Source organism: Pseudomonas sp. QD4, assembly GCF_049199125.1.
Taxonomy (GTDB): Bacteria; Pseudomonadota; Gammaproteobacteria; order Pseudomonadales; family Pseudomonadaceae; genus Aquipseudomonas.
The window spans coordinates 112,657-130,641 of record NZ_JBLZOM010000011.1 but is presented as its reverse complement, the minus strand read 5'-3'; the positions used below and the strand labels follow the sequence as shown (position 1 = coordinate 130,641).

The following is a 17,985-nucleotide window of genomic DNA, read 5'->3' as shown; positions in this document are numbered from 1 at the left end:
TTTGCATCTCCCCGGACTCGAAGCGTTTCCTGAATCATTTGCCTTCTAACAGGGAGATTTAAAAAGCGATGTCAAACGTATTCGGAACCGCACTCAAGGGCTCTATCCTGGCCTTCCTGGCCCTGCCTGCCGCCGCGATCGCCGCGCCTGATACGGGCCCGATCTCGACGTTCGGGATCCTCGGCAGCTACAACGATTTCAAGCTCGAAGGCGGCAGCGACAGCCAGAAGGATCACCTGCCGGAGGGTGGCCTGTTCTATAACTTCGGCAACAAAATGACCGCCGAATCGGGTTTTATCTACCAGGCCGGGGTCGACGCCAAATTCGGCAAGAAGGACGACAACAAGCTCAAGGAAGGCCAGGCCGACCTCGACCTTGGCTGGCGTGCCGCGCTGGATGCGCGCAACTTCGTCGACGTGCTGGTGGGCGGCGGCTACAGCTGGACCCGTTACGAGCCAGAGATCGACGACTACGACACCAAGCTCACCACCAAGTCGCCGTTCGCCAAGGCGGCCATCGGTTACAACCATCAGTTCGATGACATGACCATGCGCGTCGAACTGGGTGCGCGGCGCACCATCGACGGCAAGGTCAAGCTCAAGGTCGACGATGTCGGCAGCGACACCGTTGACCTCAAGGACCGCACCAACCCTTACGCCGAAGTCAGCCTGCTGATGAACCAGAAAGGCTCGCTGCCGGTGATGGCCGGTGTGTATTACACCCGCACCGAATACAAGCTGGACCAGGATTCGGACGTGGCCGACAACACCAAGCTCAAGCGTGACGAGTACGGGGTGAAGGTCGGTATCGCCTTCTAGGCCTGCCGTCCCCGGTCAGGGCCACCGGCACTGGCGTGCGCAATGCCGCCAGTGTCGGCTGCCTGGCTACAGCAGTTTCCAGGTGTAACTGAGCAGCAGGCGGTTTTCATCGATATCGGTTCGGTAGTTGGAACGTGCCGCCACGTTGCGCAGCTTGATCCCCAGCCCGCCCAGCAGACCGGACTGGATCACATAGCCGATGTCCAGGTCCCGCTCCCAATCCTTGCCCTCGTAGCCCTTGCCAGTGTCGACGTTGTCACCGCGAATGTAGCGCACGGTGCTGGTCAGACCCGGCCAGCCCATGGCGGCGAAGTCATAGTCGTAGCGTGCTTGCCATGAGCGCTCGTCGGCGTAGGCGAACTCGTAGGTCGGCACCTCGTTGCCCAGTGGCGAAATATTGGCGAATACCCGGGGGAACGAGCTGTCGCCGTACATCCCCTGATACCCCAGGTAAACGGTATGCCCGCCGCGCTTGGCCGAGAGCAGGGAAAAGAACGCGCGGTTGTCGATCCGGCCCAGCAGTTGCCGGCCTTCTTCGCTGGAATCGTAGTAGCCGAGGTTGGCGCCCAGGACCCAGGAGCCCACGGGCTGACTGTGCTTGAGGCCGAGAAAGCGCTGCTGATAAATGTCTTGCAGCTGGCCGTACCAGGCACTGACCGTGGTGCGTTTGCTGTTGAAGGCATAGTCGGCACCGGCGTAGTTGAAGCCGTCGCTGCTGACCTGGCGTTGCGGTACATGGCCCAGCATGGCTTGCAGGTCGCTGTGTCCGGACTCGTTGCGCAGGCTGGTGGAGCGCAGGCGCCCGCCTTGCAGGGTCAGGCCATCAATGTCGTTGGAGGTCAGGCTGGCGCCCTGGTAGGACGGCGGCAGCAGGCGGATATCACTGAAGCTCAGCACCGGCAGGTTGGGTTGCAATTCGCCGACCCGCAGTTCGGTTTTTGCCAGCCGCAGTTTCAGCGCTGCGCCCAGGCGGCTGTAACTGTCGGCCGCTTCGCCGTCCTCCTGCACTGGCAGCAACCCGGTGTTGACCCGGCCCTTGCCGCTGTCCAGCTTCAGCCCCAGGGTGCCGATGGCATCGACCCCGACGCCGACCAGCCCCGGCGTATAGCCGGATTTGAAATTGAGGATGAAGCCTTGCGCCCATTCCTGGGCCATGGATTTTTCCGGGCCGCGAATGTCCGAATAGTCGCGGCTGAAAAAGTAGTTGCGGGCTTGCAGGGTGGCGCTGGCGTCTTTGATAAAGCCGCCTTCGTCAGCCAGCAGGGACAGGGGTGCACCAAGACACAGCGCGCTGGAGACCAGCACGGTCGGGGTCATCGCAGGTTTCATTGCTTTTACTCTTATTGTTATTGAAAGCAGTTCACTGCGGCGCAGGCTAGGGGCCGGGCAGGGTGGGCAATATCCGCTTTTTGCAGACCTGTATCCGCTTTGTGCAAGGGCCGTTCGGCCCCGGGGGCGGGGATGGCTTCAGGTCTTGCCGGCGCGCAGTTCGTCAATCATGCGCAAGCAGTGGCTAAGCCCCGGCGAGACGTCTGCGACCCGACGGCTGAGGATGATCGGCGAAGTGGCGTTGCTCTCCAGCAGCGGGCTGAAGCCGATGTCGTCGCGGTGCAGCACCTGGACCGAGGCCGGCACCAGGGTGATGCCGATCCCGGCGCCGACCAGGCCGATGGCGGTCTGCAATTCGTTGGTCCATTGGGCAATGCGCACCGTCAGGCCGTGGGAGCTGAACAGTGCAATCACATGGTCGGCGTAGCTCGGGCGCGGGTTGCCGGGGTACAGCACAAAAGGCTCGTCGGCCAACTGGCTGAGGCTCACCGGCTGGCCGAGCAACGGGTGCCCGGCGGGCAGGGCGGCCACCAGCCGGTCTTCGGTCAGCACCCGCTGGACGATGGCCGGATCGTCGATACGGATCCGGCCGAAGCCGACATCGATGCGCCCGGCCTTGAGGGCTTCGACCTGTTGCAGAGTGGTCATTTCCGACAGGCCCAGCTCCAGTTCCAGGGTCTCGTCGCTGCGCAGGCGACGGATCAGTTGCGGCAGGACGCCATACAGGGTCGAAGGCGCAAAGCCGATGCCGAGCCAGGTTTTTTGCCCGAGGCCGATGCGCCGCGTGTTGTCGCAGACCTTGCCCAGCTGTTCGAGCAGCACGCTTGAGTGCTCATAGAAAAACCGTCCGGCCTCGGTCAGCCGCAGCGGCCGGCCGCGTTCGAGCAGCAGCACCCCCAGTTCCTCTTCCAGTTGCTGGATCTGCCGGCTCAGCGGCGGCTGGGCGATGTGCAGGCGCTCGGCGGCCTTGGTGAAGTTCAGGGTCTGACCCAGCACCTGGAAGTAACGCAGATGACGCAGCTCCATACCGCCTCCGAGGAAAATCTTGAATACCTTTAAGGTATCGAACCAGACCAATTCTATATTGGAACCCCAGAAAAAGCCGTACCAGAATCGGCTGCATAACTTCAAGAACCTGACGGGTATGGAAATGCTTTCTTCTGCCATTGAATCGATCGAGACGATCATCGTCGATCTGCCGACTATTCGTCCGCACAAGCTGGCGATGCACACCATGCAGAACCAGACCCTGGTGCTGATCCGCCTGCGTTGCGCCGACGGTATCGAAGGCATTGGCGAATCCACCACCATCGGCGGCCTGGCCTACGGCAACGAAAGCCCGGACAGCATCAAGACCAATATCGATCGTTTCTTCACCCCGTTGCTGGTCGGCCAGGACAGCAGCAACGTCAACGCTGCCATGTTGCGCCTGGAGCGCAGCATCCGTGGCAACACCTTCGCCAAATCCGGTATTGAAACCGCCTTGCTCGACGCCCAGGGCAAGCGCCTCGGGCTGCCGGTCAGCGAGTTGCTCGGTGGCCGGGTGCGCGACGCCTTGCCGGTGGCCTGGACCCTGGCCAGCGGCGACACCGCCAAGGACATCGCCGAAGCGGAAAAAATGCTCGACCTGCGCCGCCACCGCATCTTCAAGCTGAAGATCGGCGCCGGTGAAGTCGACCGCGACCTGGCCCACGTGATCGCCATCAAGAAAGCCCTGGGCGACCGTGCCAGCGTGCGGGTCGACGTCAACCAGGCCTGGGATGAAGCGGTCGCGGTGCGCGCCTGCCGGATCCTCGGCAACAACGGCATCGACCTGATCGAACAACCCATCTCGCGCAACAACCGCACAGGCATGGTCCGCCTCAACGCCATCAGCCCGGCACCGATCATGGCCGATGAATCCATCGAATGCGTGGAAGACGCCTTCAACCTGGCCCGCGAAGGCGCGGCGTCGGTGTTTGCCCTGAAGATCGCCAAAAACGGCGGCCCTCGTGCGGTCCTGCGCACGGCGGCCATTGCCGAGGCGGCGGGCATCGGCCTGTATGGCGGCACCATGCTTGAAGGCGGGATCGGCACCCTGGCCTCGGCCCATGCCTTCCTGACCCTGAGCAAGCTGAGCTGGGACACCGAGCTGTTCGGCCCGCTGCTGCTGACCGAAGACATTCTCAGCGAGCCACCGGCGTACCGCGATTTCCAGCTGTATGTATCGAACGCGCCGGGCCTGGGCCTGAGCCTGGACGAAGAGCGCCTGGCGTTCTTCCGCCGCGATAAAACCTCCACCCTTCATACTGCCTGAGGAGAGCGCCATGCTATTCCACGTCAAAATGACCGTGAACCTTCCGCTCGACATGAACCCCGAACGCGCCGCGCAGCTCAAGGCCGACGAAAAGGCCCTGGCCCAGCGCCTGCAGGATCAGGGCAAGTGGCGCCACCTGTGGCGCATTGCCGGCCTGTATGCCAACTACAGCGTGTTCGATGTCGACAGCGTGCAGGAACTGCACGATCTACTGATGCAACTGCCGCTGTATCCGTACATGGCTATCGAAGTCAACGCCATGTGCAGGCATCCTTCGTCCATCCGTGAGGACGATCGCTGAGTCGCTGGTCAGTCTGAGAACCACTCTAATAAATACAAGATGAGGAACAATCATGAACGTCAGAATTTCCCACACTGCCGATGCCCAGAAGTTTCTTGAAGAAGCCAGCGGCCAGTTCACCGAAGGCGGCAACCCACGGGCCAAGGCGCTGATCTACCGGATCCTGCGCGACTCGGTGAACATCATCGAAGACCTGGACGTGACCCCGGAAGAGTTCTGGAAGGCCGTCAACTACCTCAACGTTCTGGGCGCACGCCAGGAAGCCGGGCTGCTGGCCGCAGGCCTGGGCCTGGAACACTACCTGGACCTGCTGATGGACGCCGCCGACGAACAGGCCGGCAAAAGCGGTGGCACCCCGCGCACCATCGAAGGCCCGCTGTATGTGGCCGGCGCGCCCCTGACCCAGGGTGAGGCGCGGCTTGACGACGGCGTCGACCCGGGCGTGGTGCTGTTCATGCGCGGCCAGGTCAAGAACACCGCTGGCGAACCGCTGGCCGGCGCCATTGTCGATGTCTGGCATGCCAACACCGGCGGCACCTATTCCTACTTCGATGACAGCCAGTCGGAATTCAACCTGCGCCGGCGCATCGTCACCGACGCCGAAGGCCGCTATCGCTTCCGCAGCATCGTGCCGTCGGGTTACGGTTGCCCGCCGGACGGTCCAACCCAGCAACTGCTCGACCAACTGGGCCGCCATGGCCAGCGTCCGGCGCATATCCACTTCTTTATCTCGGCCGATGACCATCGCCATTTGACCACCCAGATCAACCTGGATGGCGATGAATACCTGCACGACGACTTCGCCTATGCCACTCGCGACGAGCTGATCGCCCAGATCACCTTCAGCGAAGACCAGGCGCGGGCCAAGGCCCTGGGCGTCAGCGGGCGCTTTGCCGAAATCGAGTTCGACTTCACCTTGCAGTCCTCGGCCCAGCCGGACGAGCAGCAGCGCATGGAGCGAGTACGCGCCCTGGAAGACTGATAAAGGGTGTGCTGATGTTTCCAAACCACGGGATGACCTAGCGGCTGTCCCGTGGTTTTTGGCATTGTGGCAAGCGTTGCGTGATGGGCCAGCGGTGGCGATCGATCACCGTCCGATAATAACAATCAGAGTGACCGGGTTATGGAAACGCATCTGTTGAGTGAGCGCAGTAGGGTGTTTGTGCACGCCGATCCCTATGCGGTATCCGGCTATGTGAACCAGCACGTGGGCAACCATTGCATCCGCCTGCCCAAGTCCGGCAGCCCCCAGGCCAGCCTCAATCACCGCCAGTTCGCCAGCCTCGACCTGTGCAGCATCAGCTACGGCGGCAGCGTACGCGTGACCTCGCCGGCGCTGGAAACCATCTACCACCTGCAAGTGCTGCTGCGCGGCCATTGCCTGTGGCGTGGCCATCGCCAGGAACATTACTTCGCCCCCGGGGAGTTGCTGCTGATCAACCCCGATGATCCGGTGGACCTGACGTATTCCGACGATTGCGAAAAATTCATCATCAAGATGCCCACCCGCCTGCTCGAATCGGTATGCCAGGAACAGCTCTGGCTGTATCCGGGGCAGGGCGTGCGCTTCCTGGAAAACCGCTACCAGTTGCATGAGCTGGAGGGCTTCATCCACCTGTTGAGCATGGTCTGCCGTGAAGCCGAGGCTGCCGAGCGCATGCCCAGGGTGCAGGAGCACTATGCGCAGATCGTGGTGAGCAAGATGCTCAGCCTGATGAAAACCAATGTCCGGCGCGCAGGGCTGGGTTCGTCTTCGGCGACCTTTGAGCTGATTGCCGATTACATCGAGAACAACCTCAAGCAAGACATCGGCTGCGAAGAACTGGCGCAGCAGGCGCAGATGAGCCTGCGTTCGCTGTACGGCCTGTTCGAACGCAACGCCCGCACCACGCCCAAACACTACATCCGCCAGAAGAAACTGGAACGGGTCAACGCCTGCCTCAGCGACCCCAGCTGCAACGTGCGCAACGTCACCGAACTGGCGATGGATTTCGGCTTTCTGCACCTGGGGCGCTTCTCCGAAAACTACCGCAAGCAATTCGGCGAACTGCCTTCCGATACCCTCAAGCGCCGGCATTGATCCGCCTGGCGATGCCTTCCCCTGAATAACGCGGCGCCCTTGCCGGCCTGCGTAGCTTTGTGCCTCGGCGGCGGCTACAGACCGGTGTAGCCGCCGCAGGCTCGGGCCGCGTTCGGACGCTGGCCCTCAACAGCGCCGGTGATCCAGCTGAATAACGCGGCGCCCTTGCCGGCCAGCGCAGCCTCGCGCCTCGGCAGCGGCTACAGGGATTTGCACAAAACGGATAGTGGTCTGCAGTCAGTGGATATTGCGTCCACCCCCCGCGTCCTAGGATGAGCCTGCCTGAATAAAAACAATGGAGGCGGCGGCCATGTCCCTGCGACCCGAATACCTTCACTCCCTGCTTGAAGAAGATAAAGAGCAGGGCGTCTACCGCTGCAAGCGGGAGATGTTCACCGACCCTCGTCTGTTCGATCTGGAGATGCAGCACATCTTCGAAGGCAACTGGCTGTACCTCGCCCACGAGAGCCAGATTCCCAACAACAACGATTACTACACCACCACCATGGGCCGCCAATCGATCTTCATCGCGCGCAACAAGGAGGGGGTGCTCAACGCCTTTATCAACGCCTGCAGTCATCGCGGCGCCATGCTGTGCCGGCACAAGACCGGCAACAAATCCTCCTACACCTGCCCGTTCCACGGCTGGACCTTCAACAACTCCGGCAAGCTGCTCAAGGTCAAGGACCCGGCTGCCGCGGGCTACCCCTCGAGTTTCAACTGCGAAGGCTCCCATGACCTGACCAAGGTCGCACGCTTCGAGTCCTACCGCGGCTTCCTGTTCGGCAGCCTCAAGGCCGACGTGCTGCCCCTGGTGGAGCACTTGGGGGAGTCGGCAAAGATCATTGACATGATCGTCGACCAGTCCGCCGACGGCCTGGAAGTGCTGCGCGGCTCCTCGAGCTACATCTACGAAGGCAACTGGAAACTCACCGCTGAAAACGGCGCCGACGGCTACCACGTCAGCTCGGTGCACTGGAACTATGCCGCCACCCAGAACCAGCGCAAGCAGCGCGAGGCCGGCGAAGACATCCGCACCATGAGCGCCGGCAGCTGGGCCAAGCAGGGCGGCGGTTTCTACTCCTTTGACAAGGGCCACATGCTGCTCTGGACCCGCTGGTCCAACCCCGAGGATCGCCCCCTGTACGAGCGCCGTGACGAGCTGGCCCAGGACTTCGGCCAGGCCCGTGCCGACTGGATGATCGAGAACTCGCGCAACCTGTGCCTGTACCCCAACGTCTACCTGATGGACCAGTTCAGCTCGCAGATCCGCATCGCCCGGCCGATCTCCGTGGACCGCACCGAAATCACCATCTACTGCATCGCGCCCAAGGGTGAAAGCGACCACGCCCGCTCCAGTCGGATTCGCCAGTACGAAGACTTCTTCAACGTCAGCGGCATGGCCACCCCCGATGACCTCGAAGAATTCCGCTCCTGCCAGATGGGCTACCAGGGCAGCACCACGGCCTGGAACGATATGTCCCGGGGTGCCGAACACTGGGTCGAAGGCCCGGACGCGGCGGCGCAAGAGATCGACCTCAAGCCCATTCTCAGCGGCGTGCGCACCGAAGACGAAGGCCTGTTCGTGATGCAGCACAAGTACTGGCAGGAAACCATGCTCCGCGCCCTGGCGGCCGACGAGTCGCGCAAGATCGCCGTGGAGGCCGTGCAATGAGCATTTCCTATGAGGCCGTGCGCGACTTCCTGTACCGCGAAGCCCGTTACCTGGACGACAAGGACTGGGACAACTGGCTGGAACTCTACGCCGCCGACGCCACCTTCTGGATGCCGTCCTGGGACGACAACGACCAACTCACCGAAGATCCGCAGCGGGAAATCTCGCTGATCTGGTACGGCAACCGCTGCGGCCTCGAAGACCGCGTGTTCCGGATCAAGACCGAGCGCTCCAGCGCGAGCATTCCCGACACCCGCACCTCGCACAACCTGAGCAATATCGAGCTGCTGGAGCAGGGCGACGGCCTGTGCCGCGTGCGCTTCAACTGGCACACCCTGAGCTTTCGCTACAAGACCGTGGACAGCTACTTCGGCAGCAGTTTCTACACCCTGGATGTGCGCGGCGACCACCCGCTGATCCTGGCCAAGAAGGTCATCCTGAAGAACGATTACGTTCGTCAGGTCGTCGATTTCTACCACCTCTGAGGCGACTGCCATGACTCATCAAATCGCACTCAACTTCGAAGACGGGGTGACCCGCTTCGTCGCCGCCAACGCCGGGGAAACCGTGGCCGACGCAGCTTATCGGCAAGGCATCAACATCCCCCTGGATTGCCGCGACGGCGCCTGCGGCACCTGCAAATGCTTCGCCGAGGCCGGGCGCTACGACCTGGGCGAGGACTACATCGATGACGCCTTGACCGCGGACGAAGCCGAGCAGGGTTTTGTCCTCACCTGCCAGATGCGCGCCTTGAGCGATTGCGTGGTGCGGGTGCCGGCGTCGTCCCAGGTGTGTCGCGCTGCCCAGGCGACCTTCACCGCCAGCATCAGCGCGGTGCGCCAGCTGTCCGATAGCACCATCGCCCTGTCGATCAAGGGCGAAGCCTTGAGCAAGCTGGCGTTCCTCCCGGGGCAGTACGTGAACCTTGCGGTGCCGGGCAGCGAGCAGAGCCGGGCCTATTCCTTCAGCTCCCTGCAGCGTGATGGCGAGGTCAGCTTTCTGATTCGCAACGTGCCCGGCGGGTTGATGAGCAGCTTCCTTACCGGGCGGGCCTTGGCCGGCGACAGCATGAGCCTGGCCGGCCCTCTGGGCAGTTTCTACCTGCGCGACATCCGCCGGCCGTTGCTGCTGCTGGCGGGTGGCACCGGCCTTGCGCCGTTTACCGCGATGCTGGAGAAAATCGCCGAACAGGGCAGCGAGTACCCGCTGCACCTGATCTACGGCGTGACCAACGACTTCGATCTGGTGGAGCTGGACCGCCTGCAAGCCCTGGCCGCGCGTATCCCCAACTTCAGTTTCAGCGCCTGCGTGGCCAACCCCGAGAGCCGGCACCCGCTCAAGGGCTACGTGACCCAGCACATCGAGCCCCAGCACCTGAACAACGGCGATGTCGACGTCTACCTCTGCGGCCCGCCGCCGATGGTCGAGGCGGTGAGCCAGTTCATTCGCGAGCAGGGCATCGCCCCGGCGAATTTCTACTACGAAAAGTTCGCCGCCAGCGCGGCCTGAGCTTCGCGGGCGTTGCCGGCGTGGGCAGTTGGCCCGCGCCGCCGCCCGTCATTGACAGGAGGTTGCTATGCACCGATTTCACGAAAAAATCTCCCTGGTCACCGGCGCCGCCCAGGGCATCGGTCGCCGTGTGGCCGAACGCCTGGCCGCAGAGGGCGCACGGCTGATCCTGGTGGACCGCTCCGAGCTGGTGTTTGAACTGCAGGCCGAGCTGGCGCCCGAGCATCAGGTGCTGGCCCTGACCGCCGACCTTGAGCAGTACAGCGAATGCGAGCGGGTGATGGCCTCGGCGGTCGAGCGCTTCGGGCGCCTCGATGTGCTGGTCAACAATGTGGGCGGCACCATTTGGGCCAAGCCCTTCGAACACTACGAGCCGGCGCAGATCGAAGCCGAGGTCCGGCGCTCGCTGTTCCCGACCCTGTGGTGCTGCCATGCCGCGCTGCCGTACATGCTGGAGCAGGGCAGCGGCGCCATCGTCAACGTCTCGTCCATCGCCACCCGCAGCATCAACCGCGTGCCCTATGGCGCGGCCAAGGGTGGGGTAAATGCGCTCACCGCCTGCCTGGCGTTTGAAACCGCCGGCCGCGGGGTGCGGGTCAATGCCACGGCCCCGGGCGGCACCGAAGCGCCGCCGCGGCGCATCCCGCGCAACAGCGCCGAGCAGAGCGCCGAGGAAAAAGTCTGGTACCAGCAGATCGTCGACCAGACCGTCGACAGCACCCTGATGAAACGCTACGGCACCATCGACGAGCAGGCGGCGGCGATCCTGTTCCTGGCCTCGGACGAGGCGTCCTACATCACTGGCATGGTCATGCCGGTAGGCGGTGGCGACCAGGGCTGATCCTCGACTGCCGCACAGACTTTCGCTTTCTAAAAAAACAACAACAAGAGTCAGATGCCATGCGAAAAATAGACAGCAATCAATTGATCGACGAGGCGCGTTTCAACGCCTTCCACTGGCGCGTGCTGTTCTGGTGCGCGCTGATCATCATCTTCGACGGCTACGATCTGGTGATCTACGGCGTGGTGCTGCCGGTGCTGATGCAAGAGTGGGGATTGAGCCCCTTGCAGGCTGGGGCCCTGGGCAGCTATGCGTTGTTCGGCATGATGTTCGGCGCGCTGTTTTTCGGCTCGTTATCCGACCGTATCGGGCGCAAGAAGGTGATTGCGATCTGCGTGATCCTGTTCAGCGGCTTCACCGTGCTCAATGGGTTTGCCAGCACCCCGACCCAGTTCGGCATCTGCCGCTTTATCGCCGGCCTGGGCATCGGCGGGGTGATGCCCAATGTGGTGGCGCTGATGAGTGAATACGCGCCGAAGAAAATGCGCAGCACCCTGGTGGCGATCATGTTCAGCGGCTACTCGGTGGGCGGCATGCTGTCGGCTGGGCTGGGCATTGTGCTGTTGCCGAATTTCGGCTGGCAGTCGGTGTTTTACGTGGCGGTGATTCCGTTGCTGTTGCTGCCGTTGATCCTCAAGTTCTTGCCGGAGTCGGTGGGTTTCATGCTGCGCCAGGGCCGTGAGGACGAAGCGCGCCAGGTGTTGCAACGCATCGAGCCAAGCTTTGTGCCGCAAGCCGGCGACGTGTTCAGCAAGGCGGCGCTCAAGGCCGACGGGGCGCCGGTGGTGCAGCTGTTTCGTGATGGCCGGGCCCTGAGCACGCTGATGCTATGGGTGGCGTTTTTCTGCTGCCTGCTGATGGTCTACGCGCTCAATTCCTGGTTGCCCAAGTTGATGGCCAGCGCCGGCTATGGCCTGGGGTCGAGCCTGATGTTCCTGCTGGTGCTGAACTTCGGCGCGATCTTCGGGGCAGTGGGTGGTGGCTGGATCGGCGACCGGCTGAACCTGCAGAAGGTGCTGGTGGCGTTTTTCGTGGTGGCCGCGCTGTCCATCAGCCTGCTGGGCTTCAAGAGCCCGACCGGGTTGCTGTACGGCTTGATCGCCATCGCCGGAGCCACCACTATCGGCACCCAGATCCTGGCCTATGCCTGTGTCGCCCAGTTCTACCCCATGGCCATTCGCTCCACCGGCCTGGGCTGGGCCTCGGGAGTGGGGCGCAGCGGGGCGATTGTCGGGCCGATCCTGGGCGGCGCCCTGGTCGCCATCGAGCTGCCGCTGCACTACAACTTCATGGCCTTTGCGATTCCGGGAGCGGTCGCGGCCCTGGCCATGTGCTTTGTCTACCCGCGCCAGGCCAGGCCCGCGCCGGTGGCTGCCGCCGGTGCGCCGTCGCTCTAGAACCTGCGGGCGAAGGAGCGCCCGCGTTGTTTTCCTCAGGTGTTGGAGCCTGCATGTATAAGCTGCTCAAGGATTTCTCGTTGTCGGCGGCGGTGGCCGGGTTTATCGCCACCCTGATTTCCTATGCCGGGCCGTTGGTGATCGTGTTCCAGGCGGCCAAGGCCGCCGGGCTGCCCCAGGAGGTGCTATCGTCGTGGATCTGGGCGATCTCCATCGGCAGCGGTGTGCTCGGCATTGTCCTCAGCCTGCGCTTCAAGGTGCCGGTGATCATCGCCTGGTCGGCCCCCGGCTCGGCGCTGCTGGTGGGCCTGTTGCCGGGCATCAGCCTGAATGAAGCGGTGGGCGCCTACCTGGTGGCCAGCGCGCTGATCCTGCTGGTGGGGCTGTGCGGCATTTTCGACAAGATCATCGGCCGGCTGCCGGCGGCGATTTCGGCGGCGATGCTAGCCGGGATCCTGTTCAGCTTCGGCACCCAGTTATTCCGCTCGATGGCCGACAAGCCGCTGCTGGTGGGGGCGATGTTTGGCACCTACCTGCTGTTCAAGCGGGTATGGCCGCGTTATGCGGTGTTGGCGGTGTTGCTGGTGGGCTGCGTGATCTCCCTGGGCTCGGGCGAGATCAATCAGTCGGCGCTGGTCGTTGGTCTGGCCACGCCCCATTGGATCAGCCCGGCCTTCAGCTGGAGCGCGGTATTCAACGTGGCCTTGCCGCTGGTGGTGGTGGCGCTGACCGGGCAGTTCGTGCCGGGCATCGCCGTGCTGCGCAACGACGGTTACACCACCCCGGCCAGCCCGATCATCGCCAGCAGTGGCCTGGCCAGCCTGTTGCTGGCACCGTTCGGTTGCCACGGCCTGACCCTGGCGGCGATCACCGCCGCCATCTGCACCGGCCGTGAATCCCATGAAGACCCGGGCAAGCGCTATATGGCCGGGGTCATGGGCGGGGTCTTCTATCTGCTGTTGGGGGTGTTCGGCGCGACCCTGGTGTCGCTGTTCAGCGCCTTCCCCCGGGCGCTGATCGCGGCCCTGGCCGGCCTTGCGCTGTTTGCCGCGATTGGTGGGGCACTGAGCGGGGCGATGGCGGTGCCCAGGGACCGCGAGGCGGCGCTGATCACCTTTCTGGTCACCGCGTCGGGCATGTCTTTGTTCGGGTTGTCGGCGGCGTTCTGGGGCCTGATCTTCGGCCTGGCTGCCCACGCCGTGCTGACCCTACGCCGGCCGCGTGCGGTCCCGCCCGGCACGGCGCCGGTTCAGACCCGGAACTGATTCACCAGGCCCATCTGCTGCGTCGCCAACCCGTTGAGCCGGGTGCTGACCTGGGCCGATTCGTCGGCCTGGGCGCTGAGGGTCTCGGTGACCTGGCGGATCGCGGCCACATTGCGGTTGACCTCTTCGGCGACCACGCTCTGCTCCTCGGCGGCGCTGGCGATCTGCAGGTTCATGTCGCTGATCACCAGCACCGCCTGGCTGATGCGCTGCAACGCCGCCACCGCATCCTGCACCTGGCTGGCACTGTCCTGGGCCTGGCTGTGGCTGCTGTGCATCGACGCCACCAGGACCTGGGTGCTGCCCTGGATCTGTTCGATGACCCCGCGAATCTGCTCGATGGAATCCTGGGTGCGCCGTGCCAGGTTGCGTACCTCATCGGCCACCACGGCAAAGCCGCGCCCGCTTTCCCCGGCCCGGGCGGCTTCGATGGCGGCGTTCAGCGCCAGCAGGTTGGTCTGCTCGGCAATGCTGCGGATCACTTCCAGCACCTGGCCAATCTGCTCGCTGTTGGCGGCCAGAGTCTGTACCTGGCCCATGGCCTGGCCGACATCGGCGGCCAGATGCTCGATGGCCCGGGTGCTGTGGGCGATGATCTGCAAGCCATCCTGGGTCGACTGGTCGGCCCCCCTGGCGGCCTGGGCGGCGCTGGCCGCGCTGTGTGCCACCTCCTGGGCGGTGGCGCTCATTTCATTGGAGGCGGTGGCCACCTGGTCAATCTCGCGGAACTGGGTCTGCATGCCCTGGCTGGTGAGGCGGGCAATGTTCGACGACTGATCGGCGGTGCCCCGGGCTTCGGTGATGCTCAGCTTGATGTCGCGAATCAGCGGTTGCAGCGTGTCGAGAAAGCGGTTGAAGCCTTGCACCAGCTGCCCCAGCTCATCCTGGCGGCTGTAGCTCAGGCGCTGGGTCAGGTCGCCGTCGCCACTGGCGATGCCTTGCAGCATGGCCGCCACCTGCTTGATCGGCCGCGTGGCGCTGCTGGCGCACAGGGCCATCAGCAGCAGGCCGAGGGCGGCGGCCACGACGGTGACCAGCAGGGTTTTGAGAGTATTGTCGCGCTGGGCGCTTTCCAGCAGCCGTTGCAGGCTCAGGGCGTCGGCCAGTTGCACCTGTTTCGGCAGGTCGATCACCACGGCCCAGGGGCTGGCGTCGGCGATCGGCTGCACCGGAAACAGCGCGCGGATCGACGGGCCCTGGTCCAGGGTCTGCGCCTGATTGCTGCGCAGTTGTTGCAGCAGGGCCTCGCCAGGGGCGCCGAGGGCTTGCTGCACCTTGCTGCCGAGCTTGTCCGGCGCAGCGCTGGCCCCGGCCAACACGCCACTGCTGGAGAGGATCAGCATCTCGCCGGCGCCGTCGAACAGCTCGCGGCGCGCATCGACGGCGGCGGCTTGCAGGGTGTCGAGGGCGATGTCGACGCCGACCACTCCGAGCACTTGGCCGTTCACCATCAGCGGCTGGGAAATGGACGTCATGACCAGGGTCTTGCCGCTGACCGAGTCGGCGTAGGGCTCCAGCAGGCAGGTCTTGCCGGTGTTTTTCGGGCAGCTGTAGAAGGCGTTGTAAGGCGCGCCGCTGAGGCCCGGTGCGGCGTTGTTGATGTCCTGCTCGGCGACCACGATGTTCTGCCCGCTGCCGCCCGAGCGGTTCCAGTAACTGGCGAAGCGTCCCTGTTCGTTGGCGCCGTGGGCCGTGTCGCCGGCAAACTCGGCGTCGCGCCCGTCCAGGCCGTTGGGCTCCATGACCAGCCACACCCCGAGCAGCTTTTCATTGTGCTCGAAGGCTGTGCGCAGGCCCTGGTTGACCTCGGTGCGCAGGCCCTCTGGGCTCAAGGCGTGGCTGCCGAGCAGACCCCGCAGTTGCAGGAACTGATCGTTGAGGCCGTTGACCACCCGCAGGCTCTCGGAAAAATTGCGTTGCAGCAACTGGGCCTTTTCCGCGGCCTTGGCCTGCAACAGGTTCTGCACCCCGCGGGTCAGCATCTGGCTACTGGCATCCTTGACCAGCTGATTGGTCGCCGCGCCCTGATAGAGGTTCATGCCCACCACCAGCGCAATCACACTCAACAGGCAGACCCCCGACAGCAGGACGATTTTCAGGCGGATGGTCAGGCGCTGGAACATACAGAGGCACTCGCAGACGGGGAGAGGGTGAGCCCCGCAGCAAGCCCTGTGCCAGTTGATGGCAGATGGCCAAGGCCTTGGTTTTTCAAGGCCTGTGTCCGGATTGATGCAAAACCTCAGACCGCCACCTGTCGCAATTTGCGAAAGCCCTGAGACAGCCTCCGCTGCACTGGGTTGCCTTGAAAACGCTGGAGCCAGAGCGCAGGTGCACGGCGTCCATGCCGGCCAGCGCAGCCTGTCGGCGGCGACCACGGCTCGCAGAAAATGAATCATTTCCGATACAACACTTACCCAATCTTTACTTATAAACCGTGCTCAAACCGCTAACCATGCTGTCTGAAGTGCCAGGAAAGTTTCTTTCTTTTCGATAATGAGAGTGAGCACATGATGGTTAAGCGAATGACCCAGGCGGCGGCGCTGATTGCGCTGTTGTCGTCCTTGTCCGGCTGCTGGATGTTCTTCCCGCCGGGTGGCGGTGGGGGTGGCGGTGGTCATGGTGGCGGCCACGGCGGTGGCCCGGGGGGTTACGACGGCGGTGGTCGTGGCGGCCCCGGTGGTGGTGATCGCCGCTGAGTGCTGAAACCTGGGATGGCGGCCGTGAGGCCCCCATTTTCATGTGCCCGGGTCAAAGGTCCTTGGGCACGGCAAGGGGCAAGGCCACCACGGGCGCATCGGCCAGGCGCCGTCCGGATTTCTCCATCAGGTACCCGACAATCTCCTGGGAGGTCATTTCGAGCTGTGACAGCTCCGGATCCTTGAACCAGTCGTCCGGCCAGAAGATCAGGTCCGAGGCATTGGCATTGGCAAAGTTGGTTTCCAGCAGTTGCAGGGCGTAGTTCACATCCGAATCATCGCCGCCGCTGGTGCAGACAAAATCAGCCAGGGCGCAGGCCTCGTCGAAGCTCAAGTCGGCAACGTACTTTTCCTGATGAAACGCCGAGCGGATGAAGTCATCGGCATCGGTGTAGCTGTGGAAATCACGAAACTCATAGAATTCGAACGGCCGGCTGGCGAGGCTGTTCCACTGCTCGATCAGCGCGATGATTTCGGGATCGTCTTCATAGCGGCTCTGATCGATAAGGTGTTCCAGGGCTTCGAGCAGGGTGTTCATGGTGGCCCGTTGTTGCGGGTTCGGGCGTAACGGTTGCAGCCGATCCGGAATGGCCATGCAAGGCTCCTGTGCAGCGAAATAAATAATAATGCCAGTACGAACACTGTCCTGTGGCGAGGGAGCTTGCTCCCGCTCGGCCGCGCAGCGGCCGCAAACCTTGAACCCGCGATTAACCTGCAGGAACGAGGTTGTGGCCATTGGGGCGGCTACGCCCCGGAGCGCCGGCCGACCCAGCGGGAGCAAGCTCCCTCGCCACGGGTGATTTGTCGCAGTATCGCAAGCGGCAGCGGGCGCCATGCTACCTGAGCGCTGCGGCCAGGGGCAGGCATCAGCCGATCCGATCGCCACCCAGGGCGTCGCGCTGCATCGATTGCAGGTTGCGCTCGATGGTTTCGCAGATGGTTTCCATCTGGATCTGGTGTTCGCTGGCACGAAACGGGCTTTGCAGGTCGGTGCCGATGCGTTCGATGGCCAGCAGCATAAAGCCGACCACGGTCGAGGCCAGCGGGGTGTACCAGCCCAGGGACTCCACCAGGCCCACCGGCACGATCAGGCAGAACAGCGAAATAAACAGCCGTGGAAAATACACATAGGGGTAGGGCAGCGGCGTGTTGGCGATCCGCTCCATACCGCCTTGGCTGTTGGACAGCTCGACCAGGGTGGTTTCCAGCCGCGCCAGGCGAATGCTGTCCAGGCGTCCGGCCTTGTACTCCTTGGCCAGCAGCGCCGCCGAGCCATTGAGAATGTCGTTGGCAAAGTTGTTGGTGGCGCCGCTGCGGGCAAACTCCTCGGTGGGAATGAATGCCCGCACTTCATCCGGGCACGGCTGGCCCTTGAGGTGCGCCGCCAGGCAGTTCACATAGGCCACGTGACGGCGCAACAGGGTGGATTTCACCGGGTTCACTTCGCTTCCCGGGTCATCCAGTAGGGTCAGCACTTGCCGGGCGAAGCTGCGGGAGTTGTTGACCATCGCCCCCCATAGCGTCCGCGCTTCCCACCAGCGGTTATAGGCGCTGCTGTTGCGAAAGCTGATCAGCACTACCAGGGCCGAGCCGAGCAGGGTCAGGGGCATCAGCGGCAGGTTGATCTTGCTGTTGAGAAACAGCATGAAGTCCACGGTGACCGCCACATCCCAGATCAGCAGCCAGAACAGGGCCCAGCCCACGTAGCCCAGGGTCTTGATGATCAGGCGGTATTTTTTGACGATGGCAGCTTTCAAACGGGAACCTCGCAACGGGCG

General features: G+C 63.5%; 17 protein-coding genes and 1 pseudogene. 12 read left to right on the top strand and 6 right to left on the bottom strand.

All coding sequences use genetic code 11. From position 1 onward, the window contains the following. The first annotated feature begins 68 nt into the window (after positions 1-68). On the top strand, positions 69-818 hold the full coding sequence (locus ACOZJV_RS33610; RefSeq protein ID WP_078473567.1) for an outer membrane beta-barrel protein: 750 nt from the start codon (positions 69-71) through the stop codon (positions 816-818). A 66-nt stretch (positions 819-884) separates the two neighbouring features. Here ACOZJV_RS33610 and ACOZJV_RS33605 read toward each other — a convergent pair whose 3' ends face one another. Next, a complete protein-coding gene (locus ACOZJV_RS33605; RefSeq protein WP_201131628.1) occupies positions 885-2,147 on the bottom strand; it encodes an OprD family porin in 1,263 nt (420 codons plus the stop codon). Positions 2,148-2,285: 138 nt separating this feature from the next. Further along, complete coding sequence (locus ACOZJV_RS33600) at positions 2,286-3,173, bottom strand: LysR family transcriptional regulator (protein ID WP_421549499.1); 888 nt, start codon at positions 3,171-3,173, stop codon at positions 2,286-2,288. A gap of 124 nt (positions 3,174-3,297) precedes the next feature. Here ACOZJV_RS33600 and ACOZJV_RS33595 point away from each other — a divergent pair, with 124 nt between their 5' ends. The 10 genes from ACOZJV_RS33595 to ACOZJV_RS33550 all read left to right on the top strand — a co-directional run bounded on the left by ACOZJV_RS33595 (position 3,298) and on the right by ACOZJV_RS33550 (position 13,511). Beyond that, positions 3,298-4,443: a muconate cycloisomerase family protein gene (locus ACOZJV_RS33595; protein WP_421549513.1), complete on the top strand. Its 1,146-nt coding sequence runs from the start codon at positions 3,298-3,300 to the stop codon at positions 4,441-4,443. 10 nt (positions 4,444-4,453) lie between these two features. Continuing rightward, a complete protein-coding gene (gene catC / locus ACOZJV_RS33590) occupies positions 4,454-4,744 on the top strand; it encodes a muconolactone Delta-isomerase (protein WP_078474146.1) in 291 nt (96 codons plus the stop codon). Positions 4,745-4,796: 52 nt separating this feature from the next. Beyond that, complete coding sequence (gene catA, locus ACOZJV_RS33585; protein ID WP_078474147.1) at positions 4,797-5,726, top strand: catechol 1,2-dioxygenase; 930 nt, start codon at positions 4,797-4,799, stop codon at positions 5,724-5,726. Between the two features lie 141 nt (positions 5,727-5,867). Continuing rightward, on the top strand, positions 5,868-6,824 hold the full coding sequence (locus tag ACOZJV_RS33580; RefSeq protein WP_421549498.1) for an AraC family transcriptional regulator: 957 nt from the start codon (positions 5,868-5,870) through the stop codon (positions 6,822-6,824). A gap of 310 nt (positions 6,825-7,134) precedes the next feature. Beyond that, positions 7,135-8,499 carry a benzoate 1,2-dioxygenase large subunit gene (gene benA, locus ACOZJV_RS33575; protein ID WP_078474149.1) on the top strand — a complete coding sequence of 455 codons (1,365 nt, stop codon included), beginning with the start codon at positions 7,135-7,137 and terminating at the stop codon, positions 8,497-8,499. Continuing rightward, the gene (gene benB / locus ACOZJV_RS33570; RefSeq protein WP_421549497.1) at positions 8,496-8,984 is read left to right on the top strand and encodes a benzoate 1,2-dioxygenase small subunit; all 489 of its coding nucleotides are present in this window, start codon (positions 8,496-8,498) and stop codon (positions 8,982-8,984) included. The genes benA and benB overlap by 4 nt, the downstream gene beginning before the upstream one ends. A gap of 10 nt (positions 8,985-8,994) precedes the next feature. Then, entirely contained in the window at positions 8,995-10,008 is a 1,014-nt protein-coding gene (gene benC, locus ACOZJV_RS33565; protein ID WP_201131625.1) for a benzoate 1,2-dioxygenase electron transfer component BenC, read from the top strand. Positions 10,009-10,075: 67 nt separating this feature from the next. Beyond that, a complete protein-coding gene (locus ACOZJV_RS33560; RefSeq protein ID WP_421549496.1) occupies positions 10,076-10,849 on the top strand; it encodes a 1,6-dihydroxycyclohexa-2,4-diene-1-carboxylate dehydrogenase in 774 nt (257 codons plus the stop codon). Positions 10,850-10,908: 59 nt separating this feature from the next. Further along, positions 10,909-12,246 (top strand): aromatic acid/H+ symport family MFS transporter, encoded by a 1,338-nt coding sequence (locus tag ACOZJV_RS33555; protein WP_421549495.1) that lies wholly within the window; start codon positions 10,909-10,911, stop codon positions 12,244-12,246. Between the two features lie 53 nt (positions 12,247-12,299). Beyond that, complete coding sequence (locus ACOZJV_RS33550; RefSeq protein WP_421549494.1) at positions 12,300-13,511, top strand: benzoate/H(+) symporter BenE family transporter; 1,212 nt, start codon at positions 12,300-12,302, stop codon at positions 13,509-13,511. Here the strand turns inward: ACOZJV_RS33550 and ACOZJV_RS33545 are convergent. Together ACOZJV_RS33545 and ACOZJV_RS33540 are read right to left on the bottom strand one after the other, a co-directional pair. Beyond that, entirely contained in the window at positions 13,496-14,251 is a 756-nt protein-coding gene (locus ACOZJV_RS33545) for a methyl-accepting chemotaxis protein (RefSeq protein WP_421549512.1), read from the bottom strand. The genes ACOZJV_RS33550 and ACOZJV_RS33545 overlap by 16 nt on opposite strands. Before the next feature lie 102 nt (positions 14,252-14,353). Next, a pseudogene (locus ACOZJV_RS33540) lies at positions 14,354-15,493 on the bottom strand (HAMP domain-containing protein); the annotation flags it as partial. Between the two features lie 525 nt (positions 15,494-16,018). Here ACOZJV_RS33540 and ACOZJV_RS33535 point away from each other — a divergent pair. Further along, positions 16,019-16,207, top strand: coding sequence for a hypothetical protein (locus ACOZJV_RS33535; RefSeq protein WP_156882678.1), 189 nt, complete (start codon positions 16,019-16,021; stop codon positions 16,205-16,207). Between the two features lie 52 nt (positions 16,208-16,259). On the opposite strand, the gene ACOZJV_RS33530 is transcribed toward ACOZJV_RS33535, so the two are convergent. Both ACOZJV_RS33530 and ACOZJV_RS33525 read right to left on the bottom strand, forming a co-directional pair. Then, positions 16,260-16,802 (bottom strand): hypothetical protein, encoded by a 543-nt coding sequence (locus tag ACOZJV_RS33530; protein WP_421549493.1) that lies wholly within the window; start codon positions 16,800-16,802, stop codon positions 16,260-16,262. 271 nt (positions 16,803-17,073) lie between these two features. Continuing rightward, positions 17,074-17,964, bottom strand: a complete 891-nt coding sequence (locus tag ACOZJV_RS33525) for a bestrophin family protein (RefSeq protein ID WP_201131618.1) — start codon at positions 17,962-17,964, stop codon at positions 17,074-17,076. Between the last annotated feature and the right edge of the window lie 21 nt (positions 17,965-17,985).

What these genes read in the sequence shown, in the direction of transcription:
- ACOZJV_RS33595 (WP_421549513.1), top strand. Translation starts at nt 3,298, where the DNA reads ATGCTTTCTTCTGCCATTGAATCGATCGAGACGATCATCGTCGATCTG.
- catA (WP_078474147.1), top strand. Translation starts at nt 4,797, where the DNA reads ATGAACGTCAGAATTTCCCACACTGCCGATGCCCAGAAGTTTCTTGAA.
- ACOZJV_RS33535 (WP_156882678.1), top strand. Translation starts at nt 16,019, where the DNA reads ATGATGGTTAAGCGAATGACCCAGGCGGCGGCGCTGATTGCGCTGTTG.
- ACOZJV_RS33545 (WP_421549512.1), bottom strand. Translation starts at nt 14,251, where the DNA reads ATGCAGACCCAGTTCCGCGAGATTGACCAGGTGGCCACCGCCTCCAAT.
- benA (WP_078474149.1), top strand. Translation starts at nt 7,135, where the DNA reads ATGTCCCTGCGACCCGAATACCTTCACTCCCTGCTTGAAGAAGATAAA.
- benC (WP_201131625.1), top strand. Translation starts at nt 8,995, where the DNA reads ATGACTCATCAAATCGCACTCAACTTCGAAGACGGGGTGACCCGCTTC.
- catC (WP_078474146.1), top strand. Translation starts at nt 4,454, where the DNA reads ATGCTATTCCACGTCAAAATGACCGTGAACCTTCCGCTCGACATGAAC.
- ACOZJV_RS33580 (WP_421549498.1), top strand. Translation starts at nt 5,868, where the DNA reads ATGGAAACGCATCTGTTGAGTGAGCGCAGTAGGGTGTTTGTGCACGCC.
- ACOZJV_RS33560 (WP_421549496.1), top strand. Translation starts at nt 10,076, where the DNA reads ATGCACCGATTTCACGAAAAAATCTCCCTGGTCACCGGCGCCGCCCAG.
- ACOZJV_RS33610 (WP_078473567.1), top strand. Translation starts at nt 69, where the DNA reads ATGTCAAACGTATTCGGAACCGCACTCAAGGGCTCTATCCTGGCCTTC.
- ACOZJV_RS33550 (WP_421549494.1), top strand. Translation starts at nt 12,300, where the DNA reads ATGTATAAGCTGCTCAAGGATTTCTCGTTGTCGGCGGCGGTGGCCGGG.
- ACOZJV_RS33600 (WP_421549499.1), bottom strand. Translation starts at nt 3,173, where the DNA reads ATGGAGCTGCGTCATCTGCGTTACTTCCAGGTGCTGGGTCAGACCCTG.
- ACOZJV_RS33555 (WP_421549495.1), top strand. Translation starts at nt 10,909, where the DNA reads ATGCGAAAAATAGACAGCAATCAATTGATCGACGAGGCGCGTTTCAAC.
- ACOZJV_RS33530 (WP_421549493.1), bottom strand. Translation starts at nt 16,802, where the DNA reads ATGGCCATTCCGGATCGGCTGCAACCGTTACGCCCGAACCCGCAACAA.
- ACOZJV_RS33605 (WP_201131628.1), bottom strand. Translation starts at nt 2,147, where the DNA reads ATGAAACCTGCGATGACCCCGACCGTGCTGGTCTCCAGCGCGCTGTGT.
- benB (WP_421549497.1), top strand. Translation starts at nt 8,496, where the DNA reads ATGAGCATTTCCTATGAGGCCGTGCGCGACTTCCTGTACCGCGAAGCC.